General features: G+C 65.2%; 16 protein-coding genes. 2 read left to right on the top strand and 14 right to left on the bottom strand.

Annotation, left to right across the window (positions count from 1 at the left end; translation table 11 throughout):
* Positions 1-65: 65 nt before the first annotated feature.
* From PMN64_RS13615 to PMN64_RS13550, 14 genes are all read right to left on the bottom strand, one after another.
* The gene (locus PMN64_RS13615) at positions 66-1,439 is read right to left on the bottom strand and encodes a TIGR03808 family TAT-translocated repetitive protein (RefSeq protein WP_411781049.1); all 1,374 of its coding nucleotides are present in this window, start codon (positions 1,437-1,439) and stop codon (positions 66-68) included.
* A 521-nt stretch (positions 1,440-1,960) separates the two neighbouring features.
* Positions 1,961-2,608 carry a pyroglutamyl-peptidase I gene (locus PMN64_RS13610; RefSeq protein WP_028345363.1) on the bottom strand — a complete coding sequence of 216 codons (648 nt, stop codon included), beginning with the start codon at positions 2,606-2,608 and terminating at the stop codon, positions 1,961-1,963.
* Positions 2,605-3,597, bottom strand: coding sequence for a methylmalonyl Co-A mutase-associated GTPase MeaB (meaB, locus tag PMN64_RS13605; protein ID WP_028345362.1), 993 nt, complete (start codon positions 3,595-3,597; stop codon positions 2,605-2,607). Before meaB ends, PMN64_RS13610 begins: the two co-directional genes overlap by 4 nt.
* Positions 3,598-3,674: 77 nt before the next feature.
* The gene (locus PMN64_RS13600; protein WP_155258902.1) at positions 3,675-4,454 is read right to left on the bottom strand and encodes an RsiV family protein; all 780 of its coding nucleotides are present in this window, start codon (positions 4,452-4,454) and stop codon (positions 3,675-3,677) included.
* Between the two features lie 63 nt (positions 4,455-4,517).
* Positions 4,518-4,775: a DUF86 domain-containing protein gene (locus PMN64_RS13595; protein ID WP_245288970.1), complete on the bottom strand. Its 258-nt coding sequence runs from the start codon at positions 4,773-4,775 to the stop codon at positions 4,518-4,520.
* Positions 4,776-4,800: 25 nt separating this feature from the next.
* Positions 4,801-5,097 carry a nucleotidyltransferase family protein gene (locus PMN64_RS13590; protein WP_028345360.1) on the bottom strand — a complete coding sequence of 99 codons (297 nt, stop codon included), beginning with the start codon at positions 5,095-5,097 and terminating at the stop codon, positions 4,801-4,803.
* Positions 5,098-5,131: 34 nt separating this feature from the next.
* On the bottom strand, positions 5,132-7,288 hold the full coding sequence (gene scpA, locus PMN64_RS13585) for a methylmalonyl-CoA mutase (protein WP_411781048.1): 2,157 nt from the start codon (positions 7,286-7,288) through the stop codon (positions 5,132-5,134).
* Between the two features lie 12 nt (positions 7,289-7,300).
* Positions 7,301-7,771: a GFA family protein gene (locus PMN64_RS13580; protein WP_028345358.1), complete on the bottom strand. Its 471-nt coding sequence runs from the start codon at positions 7,769-7,771 to the stop codon at positions 7,301-7,303.
* Positions 7,768-9,642 (bottom strand): methylmalonyl-CoA mutase family protein, encoded by a 1,875-nt coding sequence (locus PMN64_RS13575; RefSeq protein WP_028345357.1) that lies wholly within the window; start codon positions 9,640-9,642, stop codon positions 7,768-7,770. Before PMN64_RS13575 ends, PMN64_RS13580 begins: the two co-directional genes overlap by 4 nt.
* A gap of 105 nt (positions 9,643-9,747) precedes the next feature.
* Positions 9,748-10,239 carry a 2-amino-4-hydroxy-6-hydroxymethyldihydropteridine diphosphokinase gene (gene folK, locus PMN64_RS13570; protein WP_304499395.1) on the bottom strand — a complete coding sequence of 164 codons (492 nt, stop codon included), beginning with the start codon at positions 10,237-10,239 and terminating at the stop codon, positions 9,748-9,750.
* A 6-nt stretch (positions 10,240-10,245) separates the two neighbouring features.
* Positions 10,246-10,626 carry a dihydroneopterin aldolase gene (gene folB, locus PMN64_RS13565; protein ID WP_016842351.1) on the bottom strand — a complete coding sequence of 127 codons (381 nt, stop codon included), beginning with the start codon at positions 10,624-10,626 and terminating at the stop codon, positions 10,246-10,248.
* Entirely contained in the window at positions 10,623-11,480 is an 858-nt protein-coding gene (folP, locus tag PMN64_RS13560) for a dihydropteroate synthase (RefSeq protein WP_411781047.1), read from the bottom strand. Before folP ends, folB begins: the two co-directional genes overlap by 4 nt.
* Positions 11,481-11,567: 87 nt before the next feature.
* Positions 11,568-11,975 (bottom strand): DUF4332 domain-containing protein, encoded by a 408-nt coding sequence (locus PMN64_RS13555; protein ID WP_018270650.1) that lies wholly within the window; start codon positions 11,973-11,975, stop codon positions 11,568-11,570.
* 56 nt (positions 11,976-12,031) lie between these two features.
* A complete protein-coding gene (locus PMN64_RS13550) occupies positions 12,032-12,397 on the bottom strand; it encodes a hypothetical protein (protein WP_016841849.1) in 366 nt (121 codons plus the stop codon).
* Between the two features lie 339 nt (positions 12,398-12,736).
* Between PMN64_RS13550 and PMN64_RS13545 the strand changes: the two genes are divergently transcribed.
* On the top strand, positions 12,737-14,359 hold the full coding sequence (locus PMN64_RS13545) for a helicase HerA-like domain-containing protein (RefSeq protein WP_028345354.1): 1,623 nt from the start codon (positions 12,737-12,739) through the stop codon (positions 14,357-14,359).
* A 95-nt stretch (positions 14,360-14,454) separates the two neighbouring features.
* Positions 14,455-15,855: a M20/M25/M40 family metallo-hydrolase gene (locus tag PMN64_RS13540; protein ID WP_028345353.1), complete on the top strand. Its 1,401-nt coding sequence runs from the start codon at positions 14,455-14,457 to the stop codon at positions 15,853-15,855.
* Positions 15,856-15,881: the final 26 nt, after the last annotated feature.

Raw genomic sequence — 15,881 nt, 5'->3', positions numbered from 1 at the left:
TCCGTGCAGACGCGTTCCGCGTTTGTCGCGAGGGAAAACCGCTTCGCGCTTGTCCGGATCACGCGCTAGCGCCGCACCGCGTTCGCGCCGACCACAAGCTGCGCATATTGCTGGGCGCCGCCGGCCGACAGATCCGGCGTGATCGGGCGGGCGTGGTCGAGCCCGACTACGGCGCCGCCGGGAGTTTCCGAGATCATGTTGTTGTTGATCAGCGCGGTGCCGGCGCCCGGCACCACCGAGACGCCGATGCCGACGAAGGCATTGCGGACCACGTTGCCCGATATCGCGACGTCGCGCAGGTACTTGCCCCAGCCGGCGACGATGCCGAAGGTCGGCGCGTTCTCGATCACATTGCCGGTGACGGTGCTGTCGGCCTCGACATAGATGCCGATGCCGGCGCCGTCGTTCGGGTCGGTGCCGATCGGGCGCTTCGGCAGCAGGTTGCGGATGATGTTGCCCTGGACCACCGCGATGCGGCCGCCCTCGTTGAAATTGCACACGGAGACGCCGATCGCGGCGCCGTCGACGGTGTTGTTGGCGATCACCGCGGCCTCGAACGAGAATTCCGAGTAGAGCGCAACCTCGCGGACATTGCTGACGCTGTTGTCGGTGATGTGGATGTTGGAGGCCGAATTGCCGCGCACCGCCGAGAAGTCGCAGTTCTTGATGCGGTTGCCGCGCACGATCACGTTGCCGGCGCGGAAGGCGTTGATGGCGTTGCCGTACTGCCCGGAGCCGCCGGGGCCGGCCTTGATGTCCTCGATGCGGTTGTCGGCGACGATCGAGCCATCATCGCCGATCGCGGTGCGCAGGATCTCGATGCCGTTGTCGTGGGTGCCCTTGATGGTGTTGCGCGACACCATCAGGCCGATCGCGTCGAACGACACCAGCGCCGTGGTCGCGATGTCGGTGAAGACGTTGTTGCTGACGTCGCCCGACATCTGCTCGAACCAGATGCCGTTGCCGCCGCTGCCGGTGAAGCGGCAATCGGTGATGCGGACGTCGCGGCCGGACAGGCAATGCACGAGGCCGCGCCGGTTCGGCAGCGGGACATTGCCGCCGTCGAAGGTGAGGCCCATCAGGACGACGCCGCCGGCGCCTTCGCCTTCCAGCAGTGAGGCGCCGCCGTTGAACAGCAGACGGCTGGCGCCGCGGACGCCGATCAGCTGGCTGCCGGGCGCAAGCCGCAACAGGCCGGTGCGGTAGAGGCCGGGCGGGAACGCCAGCGGCACCTGCGCCCGTGCGGCGTCGTCGATCGCGCGCTGCAAATTGCGGGTCTGGTCGTCGGGGCTGCCGGGGCGCACGCCGTATTGCGTGACGTCGCGGCCGAGCGAGCCGGTCGATGGAGCGGCGGCACGCGCAGCGTCAGGCGACATCGCAAGCGCGCCGGCTGCGCCGGCGGCGGTTGCTCCGATCAGATGGCGGCGGTTGACGTCCATGGGCAAGGCCCTCGCAATATTCGCGAGCGGTGACGTTCGCGGGTCGAGTGGTAGCGCGAAACGCGGCGCCGCATGGTGAACACGCCGACGCAGCGGGGCGATTGTTGGCGGTAGGGTTAATCGCGGGTGCAACCGATTCACGTCGTCAAACAGTCGTTCCTCGATGTCATCACCAGCGCATGCGGGTGATCCAGTATTCCAGAAACGCCGGTGCTTGAGCCGAGAGGCCGCGGCGTCCTGGATGACCGCATGCGCGGGGCCTGATACCGGGAGATTGAGGGCTCACGGCTCCTTCCCAAGCGCCGTCCCGTCAATTTCATCGGGACGACCTGGACGGGTAGTCTGACCGTCGGGCTGGCGGGCATCGCGCTACCTCCTCCGACGATTGGGTTCGAGCCTTACAGATTCCGCAAGATCGATCCTGCGGAGCCTGAATTTATTGAAATGATCCGCAGCTTGCGTACGCGTGAGTTGGAGGATGCCAACTAGGGGCGTGTACTTGCACCGCCCAATCCGCGCGCTCACGCGCGCGAGGCCTGCCGGGTCAGTTTCACCAGCTCCATCAGCATCGCTTCGCCGGCATCGACGAGCGCTTCCAGCGTGATGTGTGATTTGCCAGGCGCGGCCGTTCCGTCATGGGCGAGGGGCGGAACGTGGACGAATTGCGCGAGGCGGAGATCATTGTCGCGGTTCACGGCCTCGATCGCCCGCCAGCTTAGATAGTTGCAGAGATAGCTGCCGGCATCGCGCGAGGCTCGCGCGTCGATCCCGGTCGCCAGCGCGGCGCGCAGTAATTTTTCAGTATGAGGCCCGAACATGCGCGCATCGGCGCCGCCCTCGATCGATCCCTTGCGCGCATGCTGGCGGCCGGCGTCGGGGAAGCGCGTGGTCACCGCATTGCGGGCGCGGCTTTCGATCCGCAGATAGTCGGTGCGGCCGGCGAGGCCGAACATCAAGAGCGCCTGTGGGCGCCGTTGTGCGATCAGCTCCGGAAATTCGCGATCGACGGCCGCGTAGGTGACATCGAAGATGTGGCTCGACAGCGCGACATTGTCGAGCGCCGGCCGGCGCAGGGCGGTCAGCCGCTTCACCAATGGCATGGTTGGGTTGAACGGCGCACCCGGAAACGGCCCGAAGCCGGTGACAAGGATGCGCAGCCTGCCGCTCAATGCAGCATCTCCGCGATCTGTTCGGCGGCGACCGCGGGCGAGATGCGGCCGCCGGCGACCTCGACCTCCATCTTCTTCACCTTGGCGCGGATCGCGGCATCCGAGCGCAGCCGCGCCATCATCCGGCTCTCCAGCATCGACCACATCCACTTCACCTGCTGTTCCCTGCGGCGGCCGGCGAACTCGCCCGAGGCATTCATCGCGGTGCGGTGGTCGAGGATCTTCTGCCAGAGCCGGTCGAGCCCGGCGCCGGTCAGCGCCGAATAGGTCTCCACCGGCGGATGCCAGTGCTCGGAGCGCGGCGCGAGGATGTGCAGCGCGCTGCGATAGTCGGCGGCGGCGAGGTTGGCGCGCTTGAGGTTGTCGCCGTCGGCCTTGTTGATCGCGATCATGTCGGCGAGCTCGACAAGGCCCTTCTTGATGCCCTGCAATTCATCTCCGGCACCCGGCAGCATCAGCGCCAGGAAGAAGTCGGTCATGTCGCAGACCGCGGTCTCGGACTGGCCGATGCCGACGGTCTCGACCAGCACCACATCGAAGCCGGCGGCCTCGCAGAGCAGCATCGCCTCGCGGGTCTTCGCCGCGACGCCGCCGAGCGTGCCCGAGGAGGGCGAGGGGCGAATGAAGGCCTGGTCGGAGACGGCGAGCCGCGCCATCCGCGTCTTGTCGCCGAGGATCGAGCCGCCGGTGCGCGCCGAGGAGGGATCGACCGCCAGCACCGCGACCTTGTGGCCGCTCTCGATCAGGAACATGCCGAGCGCATCGATGGTGGTCGATTTGCCGACGCCGGGCGAGCCGGTGATGCCGACCCGCACCGCCTTGCCGGTGTCGGGCAATAGCGCCTGCACCAGCTCGCGCGCTTCGGCCTGGTGATCGCCGCGCCGGCTCTCGACCAGCGTGATCGCCCGCGCCAGCGCGGCGCGGTGGCCGGCGCGGAGGTCCTTGGCGAGGGCGCTTATGTCGGGAGCAGCAGGCTTCGATGCGGTCATGGTCTTGCTTTACAACGGCTGGCCATGGCAGGCGAGGGGAACGCGGATCGGCACTGTCGCGGCTTGTTGATGACGCCCTATTGCTTATCGTCCGCGTCGCCCTTCGGCCGCGCACCGGCGAAGATTTTTGCGCCTTCCGGCGTCAGATATGGCTTCAGCGTCTCCCACGGAACGAAGATGACATACTGGCCTTCGGCGTAGGGGCCGACAGCATAGGGCGGGTAGTGGAAGGTGAGGCCGGAGCTCTTGCCTGACACGGTCGACGGCGCCAAGCTCACGGCGCCGATCTTGAGCAGGGTCGGCTTCAACTCCTTGTACCATTCGGCGGTCGCGGTCTCGCCGGCGCCGCGCCGCTTCTTCTCGGCGTTCAGCGCGGCGATGACGGCCTTGCGCATCGCTGTCAGGGTCGGGCCGTTGTCCGCTGTCTCGGTGAAGAAGGGGCGGATGCTGATGCGCTTCTTCGCCGTCGCGTCCCACAGGATCGTGTTGACGTCGGAGTTCGGATGCGCGCCGTGGGTGTCGATGTAGTCATCGCGCAGCACGCTCACATAGCGGTCGTCGACGACGGAACGCTCGGAGTATTTGCGTTCGAACGAGTAGCCGCCGCGGTCCCTGAAGAGCTCAGACTCATCCTTCCGGGCGGACGCCGCCTCGGCGGCATTCTTGTCGATCCATTTCCGGCCCTCGCCGAGGCAATCGGCCGCCAGCGCGCTATCTGCCTTGATCTTGTCGTCGAGATAGACGTTGGCCTCGATGCTTGCGTTCTTGATCGTGGCGTCGGGCTTCGGGTCGACGGCGATGGCGGGGGAAATGAAGAGGAAGCCCGATGTCAGGGCAACGGCCCACTTCACGATGATAGTCAATGTTTCAATTCCCTGGCGAGTTGATCGACGAACGCCTTCAATGGCAACAGATCATCCTCAACTGATCCACAACAAGCCAGCGTCGGTCCGATGATAGGCATGGCGCAACCAGTTTCCGAGATCGGCCAATCGCCTCCAGTTGATGCCGGTTTCCTTGGCGTTCAAATCGGTTGGAATGTGCCTTGATGCTTCGCTGATCATCTCAAGCAGCCGCTCCACAGCCGGCCGCATCACCAGATTGTTGGCGAAGCTCTCGTGGGTTTGCCCGGCCGTTATGTCCCGAATGCTATCGATCGCTGCGGCAATGTGGCCCATGCGGTCTGCAACGGTTGGCTGCACGTCAGAATACTTCGAGAATGTCGTCGGCGATTCGTTGTGCCAGCCGAGGAGGAAGGGATCGCTTCATGGTTGCTTGCGCCTGCAAGCCCGTCGCGTCTTCAATGATATGCTCGACGCCGATCAGGTTGAGTAGCGAAAACGAGGCGTCCGGCTCGACTTCAACCAGCACATCGACGTCACTGTCGGGCCGATAGTCGCCGCGCACGCGCGATCCAAAGATCGCGAGCTTCGACACGCCTTCCGCCTTGATGGCATCGGCATTCTCTCGTATCGCTGCCACGATCTCTTCGCGTGTCATGGTTTGAGACCTTGCAATCCCACTAATCTATCATCTACTCCGCCGCCGCGCTATGGCCGAGCCGGGCGTTGAGCTTGTGGATCAGCTCCTCGGCGGCATCCGAGATCACGGTGCCCGGCGGGAAGATCGCCTCGGCGCCGGCCGCATACAGCGCGTCGTAATCCTGCGGCGGCACCACGCCGCCGATGATGATCATGATGTCGTCGCGGCCGTGCTTCTTCAGCGCCGCCTTCAATTCCGGCACCGCAGTGAGATGCGCCGCGGCAAGCGAGGAGACGCCGAGAATGTGGACGTCGTTCTCGACCGCCTGGCGGGCGGCTTCGTCGGCGGTCGCGAACAGCGGTCCGATATCGACGTCGAAGCCGACATCGGCGAACGCGGATGCGATCACCTTCTGGCCGCGGTCATGGCCGTCCTGGCCGATTTTTGCCACCAGGATGCGCGGGCGGCGGCCTTCGGCCTCCTCGAACGCATCGATCAGCGCCTGCACCTTTTCGACCTTGTTGGACATCGCCGCTGCCTCTCGCTTGTAGACGCCGGTGATGGACTTGATCTCGGCACGGTGGCGACCGAACACCTTTTCCATCGCGTCTGAAATCTCGCCGACGGTGGCCTTGGCGCGCGCGGCGTCGATGGCGAGCGCCAGCAGATTGCCGTTGCCTTCGCCCGCCGAGCGCGTGAGCGCGGCGAGCGCCGCATCGACGTCCTTCTGGTTGCGCTCCTTCTTGAGCCGCGCCAGCTTATCGATCTGCAGCCGCCGCACGGTGGAGTTCTCCACCTTCAACACGTCGATCGCCTTCTCGTTGTCCGGCTTGAACTTGTTGACGCCGATCACCGCCTGGCGGCCGGCATCGATCCGAGCCTGGGTCTTGGCGGAGGCTTCCTCGATTCTGAGCTTCGGCACGCCGGCCTCGATCGCCTTGGCCATGCCGCCGAGCGCCTCGACCTCCTGGATGTGACCCCAGGCCTTCTGCGCGAGATCGCGGGTCAGCCGCTCGACATAATAGGAGCCGCCCCAGGGATCGATGATGCGGTTGGTGCCGCTCTCCTGCTGCAGGAACAGCTGGGTGTTGCGGGCGATGCGCGCGGAGAAGTCGGTCGGCAGCGCCAGGGCCTCGTCGAGCGCGTTGGTGTGCAGCGACTGGGTGTGGCCTTGCGTTGCCGCCATCGCCTCGATCGTGGTGCGCATCACGTTGTTGAACACGTCCTGCGCGGTCAGCGACCAGCCCGAGGTCTGGCAATGCGTGCGCAGCGACAGCGAGCGCGGATCCTTCGGGTTGAACTGCTTGAGCAGCTTGGCCCACAGCAGCCGCGCAGCGCGCATCTTGGCGACTTCCATGAAGAAGTTCATGCCGATCGCCCAGAAGAAAGAAAGGCGGGGGGCAAAACGATCGACGTCGAGGCCCGCGGCAAGCCCGGCGCGCAGATACTCGACGCCGTCGGCCAGCGTATAGGCGAGCTCGAGGTCCTGCGTCGCGCCGGCTTCCTGCATGTGGTAGCCGGAGATGGAAATGGAGTTGTATTTCGGCATCCGCTGCGAGGTGTAGGCGAAGATGTCGGAGATGATCCGCATCGAGGGCGCCGGCGGATAGATATAGGTGTTGCGCACCATGAACTCTTTCAGAATGTCGTTCTGAATGGTGCCCGACAGTTTCTCCGGCGGCACGCCCTGTTCCTCGGCGGCCGCAACGAACAGCGCGAGGATCGGCAGCACCGCGCCGTTCATGGTCATCGACACGCTCATCTGGTCGAGCGGGATGCCGGCGAACAGCGTGCGCATGTCGTAGATGGAATCGATCGCGACGCCGGCCATGCCGACGTCGCCGGAGACGCGCGGATGATCCGAGTCGTAGCCGCGGTGGGTGGCGAGGTCGAACGCGACCGAGAGGCCCTTCTGCCCCGCGGCGAGGTTACGGCGATAGAATGCGTTGGAATCCTCCGCCGTGGAGAAGCCGGCATATTGCCGGATTGTCCAGGGCTGGTTGACATACATGGTCGGGTAGGGGCCGCGCAGATAGGGGGCGATGCCCGGCCAGGTCTCGAGGAAGTCGATGCCTTCGAGATCGGCCTCGCCGTAGACGGATTTGACCGGGATGCCCTCGGGCGTCAGCCACGGCTCGGCGCTCGCAGCCGGGGCCGTGGTGGCAACGGGCTGGAAGGCGACATCGGCGAAATTGGGAATGCGGGTCATTCCTGGGCTTCCTTAGTCATGATCCGGATGCTGATGACTGACGATCGTCGCCATCTTGTCCGGTCCGTAATTCTGCATCGTGGTCTGGCTCGGCAGGTTGGCAATGCCGACCACCCAGCCGTGGCGGGACTCGGTCCCGAATTGCTGCGTCGGTATCACCCGGTCGGGCCGATCGAATGAGCCCGTCATGATCTCGATCCGCGGCCCGTCGATACGGCGGAAGCTCAGGGGCGTTCCGCAGGCCCCGCAGAAGTCGCGCTCGGCGATCGAGGAGGACCTGAACGCGGCGGGCTTGCCGCGGGTCCATTTGAAGTCGTTGCGATCGATGTCGGCGAAGGAGGCAAATGGCGCGCCGGACGCCTTCTGGCACATCCGGCAGTGGCAGATGCTGATCCGGGTCGGTGCCGCCGAGACGGCAAATCGGACGGCGCCGCACTGGCAGCCGCCGGTCAGAACGGGTGTCGATGGTGCCTCTGCGCTCATGTCTGCTCCATCCGCCGATAGGCCTCGCGCAATGTCGCCAGCGCATCACCGCCGGCGAAGACGAACTCGCCGATGCCGGCCGCCCGCAGCGCCGCTTCCTGGTCGGCCGGCCGCCCTGCCAGATAGATATGCCTTGCTCCGGCGCCTTGAAGGGTCCTGGCGGCCTCGGCGGCGCTGACGGCATAGACCTTATCCGAGGAACAAATGCACGCCATCGTGGCGCCCGAGGCCTTGAAGGCTGCAGCCAGCGCCGCCGCGTCGGCAAACCCTTCGCTGTCGATGGCCTCGATCCCGCCGGTTTCGAAGAAGCTCTTGGCAAAGGTCGCGCGAGCCGTGAAGTCCGCGGCGGTGCCGAGATTGGCCAGGAAGATCTTCGGCCGTGCGCCATGCGCCCTGAGCGCGGCATCCGACTTGTCGCGCAGCGCCTCGAACGGCTCGGCGAGCCGCATCGGTGCGAGGGCATCGAACTTCACCTTGGCGTCGGCGGGGGACGCCGGCGCTGATGGTTTCACATCCAGCACCGCGGGGGCGGCCTCGCGCAGATCCGGGAATTCGCTGGCGCCGGTCAGCACGTCGCGGCGCTTCGCCACATTGGTCTCGCGCAGCAATCGCGTCGCCGCAACCTTGTTTTGCAGCAGGCCTTGCTCGAGTGCGGCGAAGACGCCGCCGGCCTTCTCGATCTCCTGGAACAGCGTCCACGCCGCTTCGCAGAGTTGCGAGGTCAGCGTCTCGATGCCGCCGGCGCCGGCCGCGGGATCGGAGACCTTTGCCAGGTTGGACTCATCGAGCAGCACGAGTTGGGTGTTGCGCGCCACGCGCCGGGCGAAGTCGTCAGGCAGGCCGAGCGCCAGCGTGTGCGGCAGCACCGTGATCGCGTTCGCGCCGCCGAGCCCGGCCGCAAAGGTTGCGATCGTCGCGCGCAGCATGTTCACATTGGGATCGCGCTGGGTCAGCATGCGCCAGGCGGTCTGCGCGTTGACGAAGATCGGCTTCGGCGCGAGGCCGCAGGCCTGCTCGACCCGTGCCCAGAGCAGCCGCAACGCGCGGAATTTCGCCATGGTCAGGAACTGGTCGGCATCGGCGCTGAGGCGGAACGAGATGCCCGCACGCGCCGCATCGAGATCGATGCCGGCGCCTTCCAGCATGCGCAGATAGGCGAGGCCCAGCGCGAGCGTGAAACCGAGTTCCTGCACCTCGGAGCCGCCGGCATCATGGACCGGCCGGCCGTCGGCCAGCACGAACGGCCCCTTGAAGCCGCGCTTGATCAGGCCATTGACGACCTGGCCGAACGACTTTTCGTAGTTGGGCCAGGCGATGGCCGCAGCACCGCGCACGGCCATGGTGCTGAGCGCCTGGTAATTGAAATGCAGGTCGAGCTTGGCCGGGTCGAGCTTGCGGGCCTCGACCATGTCGGCAAAGGTCTCGCCGGCGTTCTCGCGTCCGATCACCGGGTTGAGCGCGATCATGATGCCGGCATCGAGATGGACGCCGCCGCAGGCGCGCGCCAGCGTCTTCTTGCTGGCATCGGCAAGGCCGAAGCCGCGCGCACCGGGACCGCCGGCGAACTCGAATTCGAGGCCGGTCGCGCCGTTCTCGAGATCCTGCAGCGCTTGCGCATTGGCCTGTGCGGCATCGGGGTGATCGACCCGCTGCAGGATCTGCCAGGGCGCAGCCGCGGCGCGGCCGGCAAGCGGGCTTGAGTTGGTGGCGCGGCGGTAGATCGGATCGATCTTCAGGCCGTCATAGGTCTTGCCGACCAGCTTCTCGAACGGGGCGCCTTTCAGCACGCCGTCGACCAGCTTGCGCCAGTCGTCATAGGTCGCAGGTCGAAAATCCGAAGCCAGAGCCAAATCGTCAGTCGAGGTCGTCATCCGCCCAAATCGTCCTTCACCGGCCCCGCGAGGAGCCCCTTGATTTGGCCGGAAATTGCCACGGGCGGGCGGCCAAGCCAAACGGTTGTTTGCGGTGGTTTGGCTTTAATCGAGGTCCGCTAGACGGAAAATACCGTCGGCGGAGACCTTGGCTAGCGCATCGGCGACGCGGCGCCCGGCGATGACGCGGTCGGGAACGATCTCGGCGAGCGGCACCAGCACGAAGGCGCGTTCGAACAGGCGCGGGTGCGGCAGCGTCAGTTCCGGCTTGTTCAGTGTGACGTCGTCATAGGCGATCAGGTCGAGGTCGAGCGTGCGCGGCCCCCAGCGCCGCTCATTGGCGCGGTCGCGGCCGAATTTGGCTTCGATCTTGTGCAGCGTGAACAGCAGCGCATGCGGATCGAGACTGGTCTCGATCTCGATGCAGGCGTTGATGAAGCTGTCCTGCTGCTGCTCGCCCCAGGGCGGCGTCGAATAATCCGACGAGCGCGCGACGAGCGCGGCCTGGGTCATGCCGCAGATATTGGCGATCGCCTTGCGAAACGTGATGCGGACGTCGCCGACATTGCCGCCAAGGGCGATCAGGACGTCAGCCATCTGCGTTCAACCCTGGGGCGGTTGATGGCGCGAGCGGGTCAGCACCACGCCGACATCGTCGAAGATCGCGGCGATCGGCGCGTGCGGCTTGTGCACCGTGACCTTGACCGCCCGGATGCGCGGAAAACTCGCCAGGATGTCCTCGGCCACCGCACCCGCGGCGCGCTCCAGGAGCTTGTAGTTGGTGTTCTTGAATGCCGATGTCGCGGTCGCCACCACGTTGGAATAGGAGACGGTGTCGGAGAGGCGATCGGTGCGCGAGGATTCCGAGAGGTCGGTATAGAGCTCGAGATCGATGACGAAGCGCTGCCCGACTTCGGTCTCATGTTCCATCACGCCATGACGGGCATGGATGACGATCCCGGTGATGAAGATCGTATCGGTCATTGCTGTCCCTCGATTGCTGCGGCCACGCGCAGCGCCTGAACGGTTTCGGCGACGTCATGCGCGCGAATGATGTGGGCGCCGTTCTGCGCGGCGATCAGATGCGCCGCGATCGAGCCGCCGATCCGCTGTTGCGGCTCCGACGGCACGACCGTGCTGATGAAGCGCTTGCGCGAGGCGCCGACCAGCAGCGGCAGTCGGAACGCGTCGAGCTCGGAGAGCCGCGCCAGCGCGATCATGCTCTGCTCCGGGGTCTTGCCGAAGCCGATGCCGGGATCGAGCACGATCCGGTCGGGCGAAATGCCGGCGCTTGCGGCGATCGCGAGTGAGCGCTCGAAGAAGGCGGCGATGTCCTGCATAATGTCGATCGCCGGATCGGTCTGCTCGCGATTGTGCATGATGATCACGGGCACGCCGCGTGCGGCGACGAGCGGCGCCATGCCGGCATCGCGCTGCAGGCCCCAGACGTCGTTGGCGATGACAGCGCCCTGGTCGAGCGCCCAGGCCACGACCTCCGATTTCATGCTGTCGATCGAGACCGGCACGCCAAGCGCGATCACGTCGGCGAGCACCGGCTTCAGCCGCGCCATTTCGGCCTCGGCGGTGACCGGATGTGAGCCGTAGGGGCGGGTGGATTCCGCGCCGATGTCGATGATATCGGCGCCCTCGGCGACCAGCTTGCGGGCCTGTGCCAGCGCTTCTTCGGGGGCGGCGAACTGGCCGCCGTCGGAGAACGAGTCCGGCGTCACGTTCAGGATGCCCATCACCGCCGGATAAGGCCGCGACAACAGCGCCGGTAGCACCGCCGATACGGCCGGGTCGGTCACCGCCGATGCTATGGGCTTGCTCGCCATCATGCGGTGGCTTTGCGCTGACCGCAGCAGCAAGTCAAGGTGTGGCGATGACGGGTGACGCGGCCGGCGGCCGAATGCCGTTAAGACAGGCTAATAGGTGATTTTGGGAGGCAGCTTGCGTGCCTCTTCGATCAGCAGCTCGACCGATTTCTCCGACGGCATCACGCGGACGAGCTTACGCCGCACATTGGCGTCCTTCATGCTCTGTGCGAGCCGCGACGGGTTGCGGTGCGCGAGCTCGCGCACGGTGGTGACGCCGGCGGCGCGGACCAGGCCGACCTTCGCCTTGCCCATGCCGGGAATCCGCATGTAGTCGGAGATGTTGGCCCATTCGAGCAATTGTTGTTCGCTGATCCCGGTCTTGGCGGCGAGCGCCTTGCGTCCCTTGACGGTGCGGGCGGCTTCAAGCAGTGCGTCGGTCGTGCGGATACCCTGCGATTTCAGTTTGGTGGCGCAATAGGCGGACAGGCCTTCGATCTCGGAGAGGGGGTATGTCATGATACTCGTATGCAGGTAGAAGGGAGCGCACGTGCAATGGCGTTTGGGAAAATGCTTCAGGCAAACTGGCTGAGGCCCGGCGTCCCCGAGATGATCTCGCCCATTTGATCCGCTCCGATTTTGTCGCGGCCGAACCTGAAAAGTTCACGCGCGACGTTCTGAATCTCACTCATGCTCAATCCAAGCGCCATCAGCCGGGTGCCGACAGCCATCAGACCGCCACCCATCAACCGCGATAGACCACCGCTGTTGTTGGAGGCGGCGATTGCCGCTTCGGCGCCGGGGATTTGGTCGATCAGAGCCTGGACTTTGTCGGAAGGTCCCTCGTTACGGAGGAAACCCAGAACGATGCCGATGGTTTTTTCAGCGACAGCACCGTCGATGCCGGCCTTCGCGGCCAGCTGCCCAACCAATTCGTCCATATTGCCCCGCCTCAACCGGTTTTTGCCGGATCATTCTTGAAGATTTATCTTGAGCGCCTGTGTCACGAAATACAAGCGATCCGCGCATTTCAGTTCGTTTTCTTTTTCGATCGCGTCGGAAGTGTTGCACCTCTGCAAGAGTGAGCGGCGGATTCACACCATCTTGTCGCAATGCGCAATGCCTTTCGTCACTTGGCCGGGAATAAAGTATGAGGAACTGGTGGAGCGACAATATACATCAGTGCGCGCCGATGGTTTCAATCGACCTGCAAGATGCAATATGATGTCATCGGTTCGAATGGATCGAGCCGATTTAAAATCGCGTTAAGAGGCGAAGCGATGGCGACGTCCGACACCAAGTTGGCCGACACCGATGAGAAAATCTTTATCGGCAAGGGCGAGGAAACAGCCTGGCTGATGCTTGCGCTGGCCAACCGCCACGGCCTTGTGACCGGTGCGACGGGAACCGGCAAGACCGTCACGCTACAGGTCATGGCCGAAGGATTTGCGCGCGCCGGCGTTCCGGTTTTCGCAGCCGACATCAAGGGCGATCTTTCCGGTATCTCCGAAGTCGGCGAGGCCAAGGACTTTATCCTGAAGCGCGCCAAGGAGATGGGCCTGACCTTCCAGCCGGATCAGTTCTCAACCGTATTCTGGGACGTGTTCGGCGAGCAAGGCCATCCGGTGCGCGCCACCGTCACCGAGATGGGACCGCTGTTGCTCTCGCGGATGCTCGATCTGAACGACGTGCAGGAGGGCGTGCTCAATGTTGCCTTCCGTGTCGCCGACGAGAACGGCCTCACGCTGATCGACATGAAGGATCTGCGGGCGCTGCTGGATGCGATCGCCCCCGACGGCAGCAAGAAGGCTGCCGGCGACGAGGAGGATCCGCTGGCACCGATCCGCAAAGCGGCGCAGAGCTACGGCAATGTGTCCAAGGCGACGGTCGGAACGATCCAGCGTCAGCTCCTGGTGCTCGAGAACCAGGGCGGCGCCAAGTTCTTCGGCGAGCCGGCGCTGACGCTGAAGGATTTCATGCGCACCGACCGCGACGGCCGCGGCATGGTCAATATCCTGGTTGCCGACAAGCTGATGCAGAGCCCGCGGCTTTACGCCACCTTCCTGCTCTGGATGCTTTCGGAATTGTTCGAGGAATTGCCGGAGGCCGGCGACCTGCCGAAGCCGAAGCTGGTGTTCTTCTTCGACGAGGCGCATCTCTTGTTCACCGACGCGCCGAAGGCGCTGATGGACAAGATCGAGCAGGTGGTGCGGCTGATCCGCTCCAAGGGCGTCGGCGTCTATTTCGTCACGCAAAATCCGATCGACGTGCCGGACAAGGTGCTGGCGCAGCTCGGCAACCGCGTGCAGCACGCGCTGCGCGCCTTCACGCCGCGCGACCAGAAGGCGGTTGCCGCGGCCGCGCAGACCTTCCGGCCCAATCCGAAGCTCGACACCGCGCGGGTGATCATGGAGCTCGGCAAGGGCGAGGCGCTGGTGTCGTTCCTCGAGGGCGGCGGCACGCCGTCGATGGTCGAGCGCGTCATGGTGCGCCCGCCGTCGGCGCGGATCGGGCCGATCACGCCGGAGGAGCGCAAGGCGATCATGGATGCGAGCCCGGTGAAGGGCAAATACGACACCGCGGTCGATGCCGAATCCGCCTACGAGATCATCCAGAAGCGGCTCGCCGGGACGGCGGCGCCGGCGGACGGCAGCGCCGGCGGCGAGGGTGGCGGCATCCTCGGCCAGATCGGTTCGATCGCGTCCACGATCTTCGGCACCAACGTCAAACGCGGCCGCATGTCGACCGGACAGGTGATTGCGCGCAGCGTCACGCGCTCGGTGACCGACAAGGTGATCGGTGGCGTGGTCGCCGATCTCGGCAAATCGGTCGGCGGTTCGGTTGGCGGCTCGATCGGCCGGGCGCTGGTGCGCGGCGCTCTCGGTGGATTGCTGCGCAGATAGCATTGCGCCGGCCGGCTGAAGCGGGAGACCGGCTTTGCCTCCCGCGGCCGGCGCGCTACAACCTGGCGCAACGTTCAACAAAAGGGATATCCGCGATGTCCAACGCCAAGCTGCAGCCCGTCCTCGACCGCATCGACGCCGATTTCGACAACAGTCTCGAGCGGCTGTTCACGCTGCTGCGGATCAAATCGATCTCGGCCGATCCGGCCTTCGCTGATGACTGCAAGGCGGCTGCCGATCATCTCGCCAAGGATATCGCAACCCTCGGCTTCAAGACCGAAGTGCGGCCGACCGCCGGCCATCCGGCCGTGGTCGGCAAGCTGAACGGTTCGACCGACGGACGCCCGCATGTGCTGTTCTACGGTCACTACGACGTGCAGCCGGTCGATCCCTTGAATCTCTGGCACCGACCGCCGTTCGAGCCTGTCGTGACCGACCATGCCGATGGGCGCAAGATCATCGTCGCGCGCGGCGCCGAGGACGACAAGGGACAGTTGATGACCTTCGTCGAGGCGTGCCGTGCCTGGAAGACGGTGACGGGATCGCTGCCGGTCGACATCACCATCGTCATCGAGGGTGAGGAGGAGATCGGCTCGAAGAATTTCGTGCCGTTCCTCGAGGCGAACAAGGCCGAGCTCAAGGCCGACTTCGCGCTGGTCTGCGACACCGGCATGTGGGACCCGAATACGCCGGCGATCACCACCTCCTTGCGCGGCCTCGTCTATGACGAGGTCAAGATCAAGGCCGCCAATCGCGACCTGCATTCCGGCGTGTTCGGCGGCGGCGCGCAGAACCCGATCCGCGTGCTGACGCGGATCCTCGGCGGCCTGCATGACGAGAACGGCCACATCACCATCCCCGGTTTCTATGACGGCGTGAAGGATTTGCCGCCGGATATTCTGGCCCAATGGAAGCAACTCAATCTGACGCCGGAGAGCTTCCTCAAGCCGATCGGCCTCTCGGTGCCCGCCGGCGAAAAGGACCGGCTCTTGATCGAGCAGGTCTCCTCGCGCCCGACCTGCGACATCAACGGCATTGTCGGCGGCTATACCGGCGAGGGCTCCAAGACGGTGATCGCGGCCGAGGCGTCAGCGAAGGTCTCGTTCCGCCTGGTCGAGGGACAGGATCCCGAGAAGATCCGAAGGGCGTTCCGCGACTATGTGAAGGCGCGCCTGCCGGCCGACTGCAAGGCCGAGTTCACCGACCATTCCAGCGCGCCGGCGATCGCGCTCGACTGGAACATGAAGCCGCTGGCAGCCGCGCGCCGCGCGCTGACCGACGAATGGGGCAAGGAGGCGCTCTTGATCGGCTCCGGCGCCTCGATCCCGATCGTCGCCGATTTCAAGCACACGCTCGGCCTCGACAGTGTGCTGATCGGCTTCGGGCTCGACGACGACAACATCCATTCGCCGAACGAGAAGTACGACCTCAAGAGCTACCACAAGGGCATCCGCTCCTGGGCGCGGATCCTGGCGGCATTCGCCGACGCCAAATAGCGCAAGGCGCCTGCACGTAAAAACGC

Origin of the sequence: Bradyrhizobium sp. UFLA01-814 (genome assembly GCF_046718885.1) — a bacterium.
GTDB classification, from domain to species: Bacteria; Pseudomonadota; Alphaproteobacteria; order Rhizobiales; family Xanthobacteraceae; genus Bradyrhizobium; species Bradyrhizobium elkanii.
The sequence above is the reverse complement of the archived record's forward strand: the minus strand, read 5'-3'. Positions and strand labels throughout refer to the sequence as shown.